Origin of the sequence: Staphylococcus sp. acrmy (genome assembly GCF_022690565.1) — a bacterium.
In the GTDB taxonomy this organism is placed as follows: Bacteria; Bacillota; Bacilli; order Staphylococcales; family Staphylococcaceae; genus Staphylococcus; species Staphylococcus caledonicus.
This window is the reverse complement of record NZ_JALCVE010000002.1, coordinates 39,627-55,125: the sequence shown is the minus strand read 5'-3', so window position 1 is coordinate 55,125 and position 15,499 is coordinate 39,627. Positions and strand designations below refer to the sequence as shown.

General features: G+C 34.2%; 13 protein-coding genes. All 13 read left to right on the top strand.

What is annotated here, in order from left to right; translation table 11 throughout:
- The first annotated feature begins 11 nt into the window (after positions 1–11).
- Positions 12–479, top strand: a complete 468-nt coding sequence (rimP, locus tag FH144_RS02060; protein ID WP_107507608.1) for a ribosome maturation factor RimP — start codon at positions 12–14, stop codon at positions 477–479.
- Positions 480–498: 19 nt separating this feature from the next.
- Positions 499–1,737 carry a transcription termination factor NusA gene (gene nusA / locus FH144_RS02055; RefSeq protein WP_198611320.1) on the top strand — a complete coding sequence of 413 codons (1,239 nt, stop codon included), beginning with the start codon at positions 499–501 and terminating at the stop codon, positions 1,735–1,737.
- Between the two features lie 23 nt (positions 1,738–1,760).
- Positions 1,761–2,045: an RNase P modulator RnpM gene (rnpM, locus tag FH144_RS02050; protein ID WP_242313469.1), complete on the top strand. Its 285-nt coding sequence runs from the start codon at positions 1,761–1,763 to the stop codon at positions 2,043–2,045.
- Positions 2,042–2,359, top strand: a complete 318-nt coding sequence (locus FH144_RS02045; protein WP_107507605.1) for a YlxQ family RNA-binding protein — start codon at positions 2,042–2,044, stop codon at positions 2,357–2,359. Before rnpM ends, FH144_RS02045 begins: the two co-directional genes overlap by 4 nt.
- Before the next feature lie 4 nt (positions 2,360–2,363).
- On the top strand, positions 2,364–4,523 hold the full coding sequence (gene infB / locus FH144_RS02040; RefSeq protein WP_242313468.1) for a translation initiation factor IF-2: 2,160 nt from the start codon (positions 2,364–2,366) through the stop codon (positions 4,521–4,523).
- A gap of 285 nt (positions 4,524–4,808) precedes the next feature.
- Positions 4,809–5,159 (top strand): 30S ribosome-binding factor RbfA, encoded by a 351-nt coding sequence (rbfA, locus tag FH144_RS02035; protein WP_103166278.1) that lies wholly within the window; start codon positions 4,809–4,811, stop codon positions 5,157–5,159.
- Between the two features lie 250 nt (positions 5,160–5,409).
- Complete coding sequence (truB, locus tag FH144_RS02030) at positions 5,410–6,327, top strand: tRNA pseudouridine(55) synthase TruB (protein WP_242313467.1); 918 nt, start codon at positions 5,410–5,412, stop codon at positions 6,325–6,327.
- Positions 6,328–6,341: 14 nt separating this feature from the next.
- Positions 6,342–7,319, top strand: coding sequence for a bifunctional riboflavin kinase/FAD synthetase (locus FH144_RS02025; protein WP_242313466.1), 978 nt, complete (start codon positions 6,342–6,344; stop codon positions 7,317–7,319).
- A 107-nt stretch (positions 7,320–7,426) separates the two neighbouring features.
- Positions 7,427–7,696, top strand: coding sequence for a 30S ribosomal protein S15 (gene rpsO, locus FH144_RS02020; protein ID WP_011275926.1), 270 nt, complete (start codon positions 7,427–7,429; stop codon positions 7,694–7,696).
- 134 nt (positions 7,697–7,830) lie between these two features.
- On the top strand, positions 7,831–9,927 hold the full coding sequence (gene pnp / locus FH144_RS02015; RefSeq protein ID WP_242313465.1) for a polyribonucleotide nucleotidyltransferase: 2,097 nt from the start codon (positions 7,831–7,833) through the stop codon (positions 9,925–9,927).
- A 502-nt stretch (positions 9,928–10,429) separates the two neighbouring features.
- Complete coding sequence (rnjB, locus tag FH144_RS02010; RefSeq protein WP_242313464.1) at positions 10,430–12,103, top strand: ribonuclease J2; 1,674 nt, start codon at positions 10,430–10,432, stop codon at positions 12,101–12,103.
- Positions 12,104–12,328: 225 nt separating this feature from the next.
- Entirely contained in the window at positions 12,329–14,767 is a 2,439-nt protein-coding gene (locus FH144_RS02005) for a DNA translocase FtsK (protein ID WP_242313463.1), read from the top strand.
- 2 nt (positions 14,768–14,769) lie between these two features.
- Positions 14,770–15,486, top strand: a complete 717-nt coding sequence (locus FH144_RS02000) for a GntR family transcriptional regulator (RefSeq protein ID WP_198611327.1) — start codon at positions 14,770–14,772, stop codon at positions 15,484–15,486.
- The last annotated feature ends 13 nt before the right edge of the window (positions 15,487–15,499 follow it).

Below are 15,499 nucleotides of genomic sequence, written 5' to 3'. Positions count from 1 at the left end.
AGGAGGCCTGTATGAGTAAGATAACTGAAGAAGTAGAAACTATCATTACTCCTATTTTAGATGACTTACATTTTGAATTAGTTGACGTTGAATACACTAAAGAAGGTAAAGACCATTTTTTGAGAATTTCTATTGATAAAGAAGGCGGCATTGATTTAAATGATTGCACGCTTGCATCTGAAAAGATTAGCGAAGTAATGGATGAAAATGACCCAATTCCAGAAATGTATTACTTAGATGTAGCATCACCGGGCGCAGAACGTCCAATAAAAAAAGAAAAAGATTATCAAAATGCGATTGAGAAACCAGTGTTTGTATCATTATATGCGCCAATTGAAGGTGACAAAGAATGGTTAGGTATTTTAAAAGCAGTTGATGACGAAACAATAACTATGGAAGTTAAAGAAAAAGCTAAAACTAAACAAATTGAAATACCAAGAAATAAAATAGCAAAAGCACGTCACGCTGTAATGATTTAACGTGTGAGGAGGAATAATTGTGGCAAGTAATGAATTATTATTAGCAACTGAATATTTAGAAAAAGAAAAGAAAATTCCAAGAGAAGTGTTAATTGATGCGATTGAAGCAGCATTAATCACTGCTTATAAAAAGAACTATGATAGCGCAAGAAATGTACGCGTAGAATTAAATATGGACGAAGGTACATTTAAAGTTATCGCGCGTAAAGAGGTTGTGGAAGAAGTATTTGACGACCGTGAGGAAGTAGATTTAAGTACAGCTCTTGTTAAAAATCCAGCTTACGAAGTAGGCGATATTTATGAAGAAGATGTTACTCCTAAAGACTTCGGCCGTGTAGGCGCGCAAGCTGCTAAACAAGCTGTAATGCAACGTTTAAGAGATGCTGAAAGAGAAATTCTATACACTGAATTTATTGATAAAGAAGATGATATTTTAACAGGTGTTATTGACCGTGTTGATCATCGTTATGTGTATGTAAACTTAGGTCGCATTGAAGCGGTACTTTCTGAAGCTGAAAGAAGCCCTAATGAAAGTTATATTCCGAATGAACGTATCAGAGTTTATGTCAATAAAGTGGAACAAACAACTAAAGGCCCTCAAATTTATGTTTCAAGAAGCCATCCAGGTTTACTTAAACGTTTATTTGAACAAGAAGTTCCAGAAATTTACGATGGTACTGTGATTGTAAAATCAGTAGCCCGCGAAGCTGGCGATCGTTCAAAAATCAGCGTATACTCTGACAATCCAGATATAGATGCTGTCGGCGCTTGTGTAGGTGCTAAAGGTGCACGTGTAGAAGCGGTCGTAGAAGAACTAGGTGGAGAAAAAATTGATATTGTTCAATGGAATGAAGATCCAAAAGTATTCGTACGTAATGCTTTAAGCCCATCACAAGTACTTGAAGTTATCGTTGACGAAGAAAATCAATCAACTATTGTGGTTGTACCAGATTATCAATTATCACTTGCTATTGGTAAAAGAGGACAAAATGCACGTTTAGCTGCTAAGCTTACTGGTTGGAAAATTGACATTAAATCAGAAACAGATGCACGTGAAGCTGGCATTTACCCAGTGATTGAATCAGAAGAACAAGCTGATGAAATTGTAATGACTGGTGATGAAGATGTTGAATTTGATGATGTTAATTTAGAAGAATCAAACTTAACTACTGCAGAACTAGCAGCTGATATCGACACTCCATCTGAGGACAGTGAAGAAACTACTTCTGAAAATGATGAACAAAATAAAGACATTTAAGCTGAAATTGGGGTGAGTAATGAATGAAGAAGAAAAAAATTCCAATGCGTAAATGTATTATTACTAACGAAATGCGTCCAAAAAAGGAAATGATTCGTGTTGTTATCAATAAAGAAGGCGAAATATTTGCCGATGGAACGGGTAAACAACAAGGAAGAGGCGCTTATGTTTCTAAAGATGTAAAAAGCGTAAAAGAAGCACAACAAAAAGGCGTACTTGAAAGATACTTTAATGAAAGTCCTGAAAAATTAGACCCCGTATATAAAGAGGTTATAAGATTAATCTATAGAGAAGAGATTCCAAAATGACCAAGCAACAAATATTTAATTTTTTAGGATTAGCAATGAGAGCTAGAAAAGTAAAATCAGGAGAAGCAGTGTTGTTAACTGAAATTAAAAAACAACAAGTTAAACTTGTGATTTTAGCGTCTGATGCTTCTGAGAACTCTTTAAAAAATATAAAAAATAAATGTGAAACGTATAATGTTCCATTTAGAATTTTTGGCACGAGAGCAGAATTAGGACAATCTTTAGGCAAAGCAGAGCGTGTAAATGTTGGCGTAATAGATAGTGGATTTGCGTCCAAGCTTGTGTCTATGATTGATGAATATAGTAAGGAGTGATTATATGAGTAAAAAAAGAATTTACGAATATGCGAAAGAATTAAATGTTAAAAGTAAAGAGATTATCGATGAGTTGAAAAAAATGGACGTAGAAGTTTCCAATCACATGCAAGCACTAGAGGACGACCAAATAAAAGTGCTTGATAAAAAATTCAAACCACAACAAAGTGGTAACAATAACGCTAAACAAAATACTCAAAATAATCACCAAAAACAACAAAGTAATAACAACAATAACAATAATAAAAATAACAACAACAATAAACAAAACAATAAAGGAAATTCTAATATTAAAAATAATAACGGTAATAAAAACAACAAAAACAATAAGAACAATAGCAATAATAAAAACAACAAAAATAACAAAAAAGGTAAGAACAATAATAAACAAGCTGCAGAACCAAAAGAAATGCCAGCTAAAATTACTTACGAAGAAGGTATCACTGTTGGCGAATTAGCTGATAAATTAAACATTGAATCTTCAGGCGTTATTAAAAAATTATTCTTACTAGGTATTGTCGCTAATATTAACCAAGCGTTAGATGAAGAAACGTTAGAATTAATTGCCGACGATTACGGTGTAGAAATCGAAAAAGAAGTTGTAGTTAACGAAGAAGACTTATCAATTTACTTTGACGATGAAGAGAATGATTCAGATGCAATTGAAAGACCAGCAGTTGTAACAATCATGGGACACGTAGACCATGGTAAAACAACATTGCTTGATTCAATTCGTCATACTAAAGTTACAGCTGGAGAAGCTGGCGGTATCACACAACATATCGGTGCTTACCAAATTGAAAATGCCGGCAAAAAAATCACATTCTTAGACACACCAGGACACGCAGCCTTTACAACAATGCGTGCACGTGGAGCACAAGTCACTGACATTACTATCCTAGTTGTTGCTGCCGACGATGGTGTTATGCCACAAACAATTGAAGCCATTAACCATGCTAAAGAAGCTAACGTTCCTACAATAGTAGCGGTTAATAAAATCGATAAACCGACAGCTAATCCTGATCGTGTAATGCAAGAATTAACTGAATATGGATTAATCCCAGAAGACTGGGGTGGCGAAACTATCTTTGTACCACTTTCAGCATTAAGTGGTGACGGTATTGATGATTTACTTGAAATGATTGGATTAGTAGCAGAAGTTCAAGAATTAAAAGCAAATCCTGATAAACAAGCTGTAGGTACTGTTATTGAAGCCGAACTAGATAAATCACGTGGCCCAGCAGCTTCATTATTAGTTCAAAATGGTACACTACATGTTGGAGATTCTATTGTAGTAGGTAACACGTATGGTCGTGTTCGTGCCATGGTTAATGACCTTGGTCAAAGAATTAAATCAGCCGGCCCTTCTACTCCAGTAGAAATCACTGGTATTAATGATGTACCTCTAGCAGGCGACCGTTTCGTAATTTTCAAAGATGAAAAACAAGCACGTCGTGTAGGTGAAGCACGTCATGAAGCTAGTGTTATCCAACAACGTCAAGAAAGTAAAAATGTTACTTTAGACAACTTGTTTGAACAAATGAAACAAGGCGAGATGAAAGACCTTAACGTTATTATCAAAGGTGATGTTCAAGGTTCAGTTGAAGCATTAGCTGCATCATTAATGAAGATTGATGTTGAAGGCGTAAATGTACGTATTATTCATACTGCAGTAGGTGCAATTAATGAATCAGACGTCACATTAGCTAACGCTTCTAACGGTATTATTATCGGATTTAATGTTCGCCCAGATGCTGGTGCTAAACGTGCTGCTGAAGCTGAAAATGTAGACATGCGTCTTCACCGTGTTATCTATAACGTTATCGAAGAAATCGAATCAGCTATGAAAGGCTTATTAGACCCTGAATTCGAGGAACAAGTTATTGGCCAAGCTGAAGTTCGTCAAACATTTAAAGTATCTAAAGTAGGTACAATCGCGGGTAGTTATGTAACTGAAGGTAAAATCACACGTAACGCTGGCGTGCGTATTATTAGAGACGGAATTGTATTATTCGAAGGTGAATTAGACACATTAAAACGTTTCAAAGATGATGCTAAAGAAGTAGCACAAGGTTACGAATGTGGTATTACTATCGAAAAATTCAATGATATTAAAGAAGGCGACATCATTGAAGCATTCGAAATGGTAGAAGTTGCAAGATAGTCATAGACATGAATGAAAGATAAGAGGCTGGGATGTTTATATAAAATGTCCCAGCCTCTCATATGGCAAGGCTTAACTAAAATATGTATACGCTAAAATTATACTTATTTTTTGTGATCTTTGCCTAAATTTATAAATAGTATTTATTTCATAATCATAATTAGTATGTAAGTTATGAAAATTAGACCCCAAACCTGTTGATAATTATCGTTATATAAGTATATTTATCAATCAGTATTTTAGGGTAAAATAATAAAGCAAAAATTTTTAAGAGGTGAAATATCCATGAGTAACATGAGAGCAGAACGTGTTGGAGAACAAATGAAGAAAGAAATTATGGATATCGTTAATAATAAAGTGAAAGATCCAAGAATTGGTTTTATTACCATTACGGATGTGGAACTTACTAATGACTTATCGCAAGCTAAAGTATTTTTAACAGTACTTGGTAGCGAGAAAGAAGTTAATGATACGTTTAAAGCGTTAGATAAAGCTAAAGGATTTATTAAATCTGAATTAGGATCAAGAATGAGACTACGTATTGTGCCAGAATTGTTCTTTGAATACGATGAATCAATTGAGTATGGTAATAAAATCGAAAGAATGATTCAAGACTTACACAAACAAGATAAATAGTAAAATAATGAGGTCAAGATAACACGCTCATCATTCAAGTAGGATAAAATAAAAGAATAAATTGATGATATTGTTGGAATAAATGGTCCATTTTTAAAACAGTACGTTGAATATTTATCTTTTAACAAATCCTATTATATTGATTGATGTAAGCGTTAATTATCTTGACCTTTTAATAATTAAAATTTAAGGGCTAAAGATGTATCCTTGAATTAATACATAAATATAGTGATAGCAAGGGTGTGAATTAATGTATAACGGCATTTTACCCGTATATAAAGAACGAGGACTAACAAGTCATGACGTGGTATTTAAATTAAGAAAGATTTTAAAAATGAAAAAGATTGGACATACTGGTACATTAGATCCAGAAGTTGCAGGTGTGTTACCAATATGCTTAGGCTCGGCTACTAGAGTGAGTGACTATGTGATGGATATGGGTAAAACATATCAAGCTACAGTTAGACTTGGAGAAAGTACAACTACTGAAGATCAAACCGGAGAAGTTATTGACAAAGTTCTCATTTCGAACAACGAAGTTACTGAAGAAGTTGTTGATGAGACATTGGAAAAATTTCACGGTGTAATAAATCAAACGCCACCTATGTACTCATCTGTTAAAGTAAATGGCAAGAAATTATATGAATATGCTCGAAAGGGCGAAACTGTTGAAAGACCAACACGTAAAATTACAATCAATCACATTCAACGTACATCTGAGTTATCTTTCGACAATGGTACATGTACATTTGAGATTCAAGTTACATGTGGAAAAGGGACATATATTAGATCATTAGCAACAGATATCGGTAAAAGTTTTGGCTACCCAGCACATATGTCATTACTCACTCGAACTCAATCAGGTGGTTTTGATATCGATGATAGCTTGTCATTAGAACAAATTTCAGACTTACATGAGCAAGCCACATTACATTCACATTTATTTCCTATAGAATATGGATTGAAAAGTTTGCCAAAAGTCTACATTTCAGATGAAACAACGAAACAAAAAATTCTAAATGGTCAAAAGTTTAATAAAAATTATTTTGATCATACTGTAGAAGCGCAATTAGTCTTTATAGATTCTGCAACCGATAAAGCAATGGCAATCTATGTTCAACATCCTGAAAAAGCATATGAAATTAAACCTAAAAAAGTATTTAATTAAAGGAGTTTAGAGTTATGAAAGTGATAGAAGTAACCCATCCCATTCAACAAGACCAATTAATTCAAGAAGATGTTGCTATGGCATTTGGTTTTTTTGATGGTATGCATCGTGGTCATAAGAAAGTATTTGAAGCATTGGATGAGCGTGCTAAAGAAAAGAATTTAAAAAAAGCAGTTACAACTTTTGACCCTCACCCTTCTGTTGTGTTGAATCCAGAGCGTAAACGTACTGATTATTTAACACCACTTTCTGATAAACTTGAAATGATTGAACAACATAATATTGACTATTGTATTGTTATTAATTTTTCATCTCGTTTTGCGAGTGTGACTGCTGAAGAATTTATTCAAGATTATATTATTAAGAACCATATTAAAGAAGTCATTGCTGGATTTGATTTTACTTTTGGTAAATTCGGAAAAGGTAATATGTCAGTGTTAAATGAAATAGACGAATTTAATACGACAATTGTTGGTAGACAAGAGATGGAGTCAGAAAAAATCTCAACTACTGCTATTAGAGATGCGCTACAAGAAGGAGATTTGAAAAAGGCGAACGACCAATTAGGCTACTTATATCGCATTAAAGGTACCGTAGTACAAGGGGAAAAACGCGGTCGTACAATTGGTTTCCCGACAGCGAACGTACAATCTAGTGATGACTACGTATTACCTAAGAAAGGCGTTTATGCCGTAAGTATTGCTATTGGCGCTGAAAATAAAATCTATCGAGGCGTAGCTAATGTTGGGGTTAAACCTACATTTCATGATCCATCAAAAGCTGAAGTTGTTATAGAAGTTAATATTTTTGATTTCGAAGATAATATATATGGGGAACGTGTTAACGTTTATTGGCATCATTATTTAAGACCAGAAGTTAAATTTGATGGAATTGATCCGTTAGTTGAACAGATGAATGAGGATAAAGAAAAGGCAAAGTATCTACTATCTGTTGATTTTGGAGACGATGTATCGTATAATATTCAAAGTTGAGTTCTAAAAATATAGATTTCATAATATTAATCCTTTATCTTGGCGGGTTGAGACTCCGACGCCTTGCTCAGATTTAGGTGTATATAAAATTTAGGAGGAAATTAATTATGGCAATTACTCAAGAACGTAAAAATGAAATTATTAAAGAATATCGTGTACACGAAACAGACACTGGTTCACCAGAAGTGCAAATCGCTGTTTTAACTGCAGAAATCGCTGCATTAAACGAACACTTACGTGAACACAAAAAAGACCACCATTCTCGTCGTGGATTATTAAAAATGGTTGGTCGTCGTAGACACTTATTAAACTACTTACGTGGTAAAGATATTCAACGTTACCGTGAATTAATTAAATCATTAGGTATCCGTCGTTAATATTAATATATTAAAGGAAAGCACCAGTTGGTTTGGTACTTTCCTTTTTTTGTAGTTTTAGATAATTCACTAATATAAAATTTTAAAAATAAATGATATGATGTAGTTATTAGAATTCAGAGAGGAGATTCATAATGTCTCAAGAAAAGAAAGTTTTCAAAACTGAGTGGGCTGGAAGATCGTTAACGATTGAGACAGGTCAATTAGCGAAACAAGCTAATGGTGCAGTTTTAGTACGTTATGGAGATACAGTAGTATTATCAACTGCTGTGGCTTCAAAAGAACCACGAGATGGTGACTTTTTCCCATTAACAGTAAACTATGAAGAAAAAATGTATGCGGCTGGTAAAATTCCAGGCGGTTTCAAAAAAAGAGAAGGTCGCCCAGCAGATGAAGCTACTTTAACAGCTCGTTTAATTGATAGACCTATTAGACCGTTATTCCCTAAAGGCTACCGCCATGATGTCCAAATTATGAATACGGTATTAAGTGCTGATTCAGATTGTTCACCAGAAATGGCGGCTATGATTGGTTCTTCAATGGCATTAAGTGTTTCAGACATCCCATTCCAAGGCCCAATTGCTGGCGTAAATGTAGGCTTTATTGATGGTAAATATGTCATCAATCCAACGGTTGAAGAGAAAGAAGTATCTCGCTTAGATTTAGAAGTTGCTGGTCATAAAGACGCAGTAAACATGGTAGAAGCGGGAGCTAGCGAAATTACAGAACAAGAAATGTTAGAAGCTATTTTCTTTGGTCATGAAGAAATCAAACGCTTAGTAGCTTTCCAAGAAGAAGTGGTAGAACATATTCAACCAACGAAAAAAGAATTCGTACCAGTTGAACGTGATGAAGAGCTAGTAAATAGAGTTAAAGCACTTACTGAAGAAAAAGGGCTAAAAGAAACAGTACTTACTTTTGATAAACAAAAGCGTGATGAAAACTTAGACGCTCTAAAAGCAGAAATTGCGACAGAGTTTGTAGATGAAGCAGACCCTGAAAATGACTTATTAATCGATGAAGTCTATGCAATTTTAAATGATTTAGTTAAAGAAGAGGTACGTCGTTTAATTGCTGATGAAAAAATCAGACCAGATGGACGTAAACCGGATGAAATCCGTCCGCTTGATTCAGAGGTTGGATTATTACCTCGTGCGCACGGTTCAGGATTATTTACACGTGGTCAAACGCAAGCGTTATCAGTCTTAACATTAGGTGCATTAGGCGACTATCAATTAATTGATGGTTTAGGACCTGAAGTTGAAAAACGTTTTATGCATCATTATAATTTCCCGAACTTCTCAGTCGGTGAAACAGGCCCAGTAAGAGCGCCAGGACGTCGTGAAATTGGACATGGTGCCTTAGGTGAAAGAGCATTAAGATATATTATTCCAGATACAACGGAATTCCCATACACTATCCGAATTGTAAGTGAAGTATTAGAATCTAATGGTTCTTCATCTCAAGCTTCAATTTGTGGTTCTACTTTAGCGCTTATGGACGCTGGTGTGCCAATTAAAGCTCCAGTTGCTGGTATCGCAATGGGTCTTGTTACTCGTGAAGATAGTTACACAATTTTAACAGACATTCAAGGTATGGAAGATGCTCTTGGAGATATGGACTTCAAAGTTGCCGGTACTAAAGAAGGTATTACAGCCATCCAAATGGATATCAAAATTGACGGCTTAACTCGTGAAGTCATCGAGGAAGCACTTGAACAAGCACGTCAAGGACGTTTAGCGATTATGGACCATATGTTACAAACAATTGATCAACCACGTAAAGAATTAAGTGCATATGCGCCTAAAGTTGAAATTATGACTATTAAACCAGAAAAAATCAGAGACGTTATTGGACCTGGTGGTAAGAAAATCAATGAAATCATTGATGAAACAGGCGTGAAGTTAGATATTGAACAAGATGGTACTATCTTTATCGGTGCAGTTGATCAAGACATGATTAATCGTGCACGTGAAATTATTGAAGAAATTACACGTGAAGCTGAAGTTGGCCAAGTTTATAATGCAAAAGTAAAACGTATTGAAAAATACGGTGCTTTCGTAGAATTATTTGCCGGCAAAGATGCTCTATTACACATTTCTCAAATTTCAAAAGAACGTATCAACAAAGTAGAAGACGTATTAAATATTGGAGATACTATTGAAGTTAAAATTACTGAAATAGATAAACAAGGTCGCGTGAATGCTTCTCACAAAGCCTTAGTTGAATAATTAAAATTTTCTAGTGAAAGGACATCTAATGTGATTTGAAATCTTTAGATGTTTCTTTTTGGAAAAGTTGACTAGAAATGGTTTAACACAAATATGTGTCGGTCGACTATAGTAGAAGAATAGAGCGAGGCTAAGTCATAGATATAAATGACTTAGTCTCGTTATTTTTGGCAATAATTGACTGGGATGAAACTAAGACATTAATAATCCATACTCTAGGAAACCGGTAAACGGTGTACTAAAAGTGAGATTCTCGGTAGAGACTATTGTGAATCGACAAAATTTGAAGAATGATTTTGTTCATTAAATCAAATTGAATATGGCAGTCTAGCTCACTCGATTTTTAAATATGAAGTAATTAATAAAACTAATAATATAGGCTACTAGTAATATTATTTAAGGCATATGAGGAAATACTTTAATAGTGTACATCCAACATAAATTAAACTATAATAAATTATGAGTTTATATGGACGGGGATTTTTATATAGGAGGTAACATTTTGAGTTTAGTAAAGAAAAAAAATGACGATATTCGCATTATCCCACTAGGTGGCGTAGGCGAAATCGCTAAAAATATGTATATCGTTGAAGTAGACGATGAAATGTTTATGTTGGATGCTGGATTAATGTTTCCAGAAGACGAAATGTTAGGTGTAGATATCGTTATTCCTGATATCCAATATGTTATTGAGAATAAAGAAAAATTAAAAGGTATCTTTTTAAGTCATGGTCACGAACATGCTATTGGTGCAGTAAGTTATATTTTAGAACAAATTGATGCACCTGTTTATGGTTCGAAATTGACATTAGCGCTTGTTAAAGAAAACATGAAAGCACGTAATGTGAAGAAAAAAGTTCGTTATTACACTGTAAATAACGAATCAGTAATGAGATTTAAGAATGTAAATATTACATTTTTCAATACTACACATAGTATCCCAGGAAGTTTAGGAATTTGTATTCATACATCGTATGGTGCAATTGTGTATACTGGAGAATTTAAATTTGATCAAAGTTTACAAGGTCATTATGCACCAGATATGAAACGCATGGCTGAAATTGGAGAAGAAGGTGTATTTGCTTTAATTAGTGATTCTACTGAAGCTGAGAAACCTGGATACAATACACCAGAAAATGTTATTGAATCACATATTTATGATGCATTTGCAAAAGTTAAAGGACGCTTAATTGTATCTTGCTACGCTTCAAACTTTATCAGAATTCAACAAGTTTTAAATACGGCGAGTAAATTAAATCGTAAAGTTTCATTCTTAGGACGTTCACTAGAAAGTTCATTTAATATCGCACGTAAGATGGGATATTTTGATATTCCTAAAGACTTATTGATTCCAATTAATGAAGTTGAAAATTATCCTAAAAATGAAGTTGTCATCATTGCTACAGGTATGGAAGGCGAGCCTATTGAAGCATTGGGGCAAATGGCACAAAACAAACATAAAATCATGAACATTGAAGAAGGCGATTCTGTATATCTAGCCATCACTGCTTCAGCAAATATGGAAGTTATCATTGCCAATACGTTAAATGAATTAGTACGTGCCGGTGCTTATGTGATTCCTAATAATAAAAAAATTCATGCATCAAGTCATGGTTGCATGGAAGAGTTAAAAATGATGATTAATATTATGAAACCTGAATACTTTATTCCTGTACAAGGTGAATTTAAAATGCAAATTGCACATGCTAAATTGGCAAATGAAGCTGGAGTAGCTCCTGAAAAAATCTTCCTTGTCGAAAAAGGCGATGTGATTCACTATGACGGTAAAGATATGGTATTAAATGAAAAAGTACATTCAGGTAATGTATTAATTGATGGTATTGGTGTTGGAGATGTAGGTAACATCGTATTAAGAGATCGTCATCTATTAGCAGAAGACGGTATCTTTATTGCAGTGGTTACGCTAGATCCTAAAAACAGACGTATTGCTGCCGGACCAGAGATCCAGTCACGTGGCTTTGTGTATGTGCGTGAAAGTGAAGAGTTAATGAACGAAGCTGAAGAAAAAGTACGAGAAATCGTTGAAGCGGGTCTTCAAGAGAAACGTATTGAATGGTCAGAAATTAAGCAAAATATGCGCGACCAAATTAGTAAACTTTTATTTGAAAGCACTAAACGTCGTCCAATGATTATACCAGTCATTTCTGAGATATAAGATATAAACAATAAAAAGAGGTCGGGACAACATCACAATTGAGGTTGGGACAAAATATTAATGTCTCATTCACTTTATTAAGGACTCTACAGTCTAAATGTGTATGATATTGTCTCAACCTCTTTCCTACTTTTTAAATTAGTTAAAAAAAGAGTTTTTAAGGTATTATAAAATAAGCTAAAGCATGACATACATAACGTAAGAAATAAAAGAAGGTGTTCAATTTTGCCACAAACTAAGAAAAAAACAACTACTAGAAAAAAAGGGACGACGGCTAGAAATTCTAAAAAGAAAAGAACTCAAAAAAATGATAGTTCACTAAGATACATAATAGCCGTAGTAGTTGTAGTGATATCTATATTAGGTATGTTTCAATTAGGTATTGTTGGCCGCATGATTGATAGCTTTTTCAATTATTTATTTGGTAATAGCCGGTACCTAACATATATTTTAGTTAGTTTAATAACTATTTATATAGCCATGCAACGAAAATTTCCTAAATCAAGACGTACCATTGGTTTAATTTTATTACAGGTAGTTTTATTAATTGCTACTCAAATTATTTATCATTTTAATAAGGGTGTAGTAGCAGAAAGAGTACCTGTTTTATCATATGTTTATAAATCGTATGACCATACCCATTTTCCAAATTTTGGTGGGGGTGTAATTGGCTTTTATGCCTTAAAATTATTTGTGCCACTTATTTCAATTGCTGGTGTTATTATCATCACGTTACTTTTATTAGTTTCAAGTGTGATTTTATTATTGAAATTACGTCATAGAGATGTGGCTAAAATATCACTAGATAAAATGAAAAATTCTAGTCAAAGTGCATCGAACACTTTTAAAGAAAAAAGAGCACAAAATAAAGTGAAAAAAGAAGAACGACGTCGCGAGAAAGAAGAAAAAGAACGCGAACGACAACTTCTAAAAGAACGTGAAGAGGCAGAACGTCTTGAAGCACGTGAAAATGAAGTTAAAGATGTAAGTGACTTTCCAGAAATCGAAACGAAAGATGACTCTATTCCTATATATGGCCACGATGAAGCTGAAAAAGAGACGCAAACTCAACCTAAAACGAATAAACGTAAAAAACGTCGCTTTGGAATTGAGGATAAAGAAGAACATCTGGCTTCAGTCGAGTCAACTACAGAGAATAATCAACCTGCAAATGATGATGAAGAAATAAGCGAAATAGATGATAATCAAACTAATGGCTCAATTTCTGAAGTCGGAGAAGTAGCCAATGTCTCTTATCATATTCCGCCATTATCATTGCTAAAACAACCTAGTAAGCAACAAACGACTTCTCGTACTGAAGTTCAACGTAAAGGGCAAATTTTAGAATCAACAATGAAAAACTTTGGCGTTAATGCTAAAGTAACGCAAATTAAAATAGGTCCTGCTGTAACGCAGTATGAGATTCAACCGGCGCAAGGGGTAAAAGTAAGTAAGATTGTTAACTTGCATAATGATATTGCGCTTGCCTTAGCAGCCAAAGATGTTCGTATCGAAGCGCCTATACCAGGTCGTTCGGCAGTAGGTATTGAAGTTCCTAATGATAAAATTTCATTAGTAACATTGAAAGAAGTATTAGAAACTAAATTTCCAGCTAAAAACAAGCTAGAAGTTGGATTAGGACGCGATATTTCTGGTGAACCGATGACGATTCAATTAAATGAAATGCCCCATTTATTAGTAGCTGGTTCAACGGGTAGTGGTAAATCAGTATGTATCAACGGTATTATTACAAGTATACTTTTAAATGCTAAGCCACATGAAGTTAAACTTATGTTAATTGACCCTAAAATGGTAGAACTTAATGTTTATAACGGCGTACCTCATTTATTGATTCCTGTAGTCACAAACCCTCATAAGGCTTCCCAAGCTTTAGAGAAGGTCGTCGCAGAAATGGAGCGACGTTATGATTTATTCCAACATTCATCTACTAGAAATATTGAAGGTTATAATCAATTCTTACGTCGTCAGAATGAAGAACTTGATGAAAAACAAGCTGAACTACCTTACATTGTAGTTATCGTGGATGAATTAGCTGATTTAATGATGGTAGCGGGTAAAGAAGTAGAGAATGCTATTCAACGTATTACACAAATGGCACGTGCTGCTGGTATACATTTAATCGTAGCGACACAAAGACCATCAGTGGACGTTATTACAGGTATTATTAAAAATAATATTCCATCACGTATTGCCTTTGCAGTGAGTTCACAAACTGACTCTAGAACAATTATAGGTTCTGCAGGAGCGGAAAAACTATTAGGAAAAGGTGACATGTTGTATGTTGGAAATGGGGATTCATCTCAAATACGTGTACAAGGTGCTTTCTTAAGCGATCAAGAAGTTCAAGACATTGTGAACTACGTCGTTGAGCAACAAAAAGCAAATTATATTAAAGAAATGGAACCTGATGCACCTACTGATAAGTCTGAAATGAAAAGTGAAGATGCGCTATATGAAGAAGTCTACTTATTTGTTTTGGAACAACAAAAAGCAAGTACATCACTTTTACAAAGACAATTTAGAATCGGTTATAATAGAGCATCAAGATTGATGGATGATTTAGAACGTAACCAAGTCATAGGCCCACAAAAAGGAAGTAAACCAAGACAAGTTTTAATAGATTTAGAAGATGAAGAGGTGTAAAAATGACAGAATTAAACTCAGTTTTTAAAGTAAAAGAGTATATTTTCAATCAAATAAAAGATAACTCTTTAAAACCTGGAGACAAACTTCCTAGCAATTTAGCGATTGCTAGGGAAGTTAATGTGAAAACAGACGATGTCTATGATGCGATTGGTCAGCTTATTACTGAACAAGTGCTAACTGATAACTTTGAAGAAGGGCCAAGCGTAAAGACACTACACCCTTTCTTCTATCCATTAAATAAATTATTTAGTATTAGCGATATGATAAAACAAGCTGGTTATCACTCCGGAACTGAATATTTAAGTTTAGAACAACAACCAGCTTCTATTTTAGATGCCAAAAGATTGGGTATAAAAGATAAACAACCTATTACGATTATCGAAAGATTGCGTACAGCGAATCATCAACCAGTAATGTACTGTTTAGATAAGATTGCTGAAGAAAATTTAACATGTACAGATTATCAGACTAGTGATGGGTCTATGCTTAATGCTATCGAACTTAATACCGGACACAAAGTTGCTTCGGCAGAAACTGAAGTAGAAGCTATTAGCTACGAACCTCACATTTCTGATATTTTGAATGCTTCTCCACATGAAGGATTAATGTTATTAAAGGTTGTACATTTTGATGAAACGGGTAAACCTATTTTATATTCTTTAAATTATGTAAAAAGTAGTCTGGTTAAATTTAAATTAACCCGTACTAAAATCTAACAACTTAATAAGG

Bases quoted from the DNA above. Each gene is read 5' to 3' on its own strand.
- rimP (WP_107507608.1), top strand. From the start codon at position 12: ATGAGTAAGATAACTGAAGAAGTAGAAACTATCATTACTCCTATTTTA.
- rnpM (WP_242313469.1), top strand. From the start codon at position 1,761: ATGAAGAAGAAAAAAATTCCAATGCGTAAATGTATTATTACTAACGAA.
- FH144_RS02045 (WP_107507605.1), top strand. From the start codon at position 2,042: ATGACCAAGCAACAAATATTTAATTTTTTAGGATTAGCAATGAGAGCT.
- infB (WP_242313468.1), top strand. From the start codon at position 2,364: ATGAGTAAAAAAAGAATTTACGAATATGCGAAAGAATTAAATGTTAAA.
- rbfA (WP_103166278.1), top strand. From the start codon at position 4,809: ATGAGTAACATGAGAGCAGAACGTGTTGGAGAACAAATGAAGAAAGAA.
- truB (WP_242313467.1), top strand. From the start codon at position 5,410: ATGTATAACGGCATTTTACCCGTATATAAAGAACGAGGACTAACAAGT.
- FH144_RS02025 (WP_242313466.1), top strand. From the start codon at position 6,342: ATGAAAGTGATAGAAGTAACCCATCCCATTCAACAAGACCAATTAATT.
- rpsO (WP_011275926.1), top strand. From the start codon at position 7,427: ATGGCAATTACTCAAGAACGTAAAAATGAAATTATTAAAGAATATCGT.
- pnp (WP_242313465.1), top strand. From the start codon at position 7,831: ATGTCTCAAGAAAAGAAAGTTTTCAAAACTGAGTGGGCTGGAAGATCG.
- FH144_RS02000 (WP_198611327.1), top strand. From the start codon at position 14,770: ATGACAGAATTAAACTCAGTTTTTAAAGTAAAAGAGTATATTTTCAAT.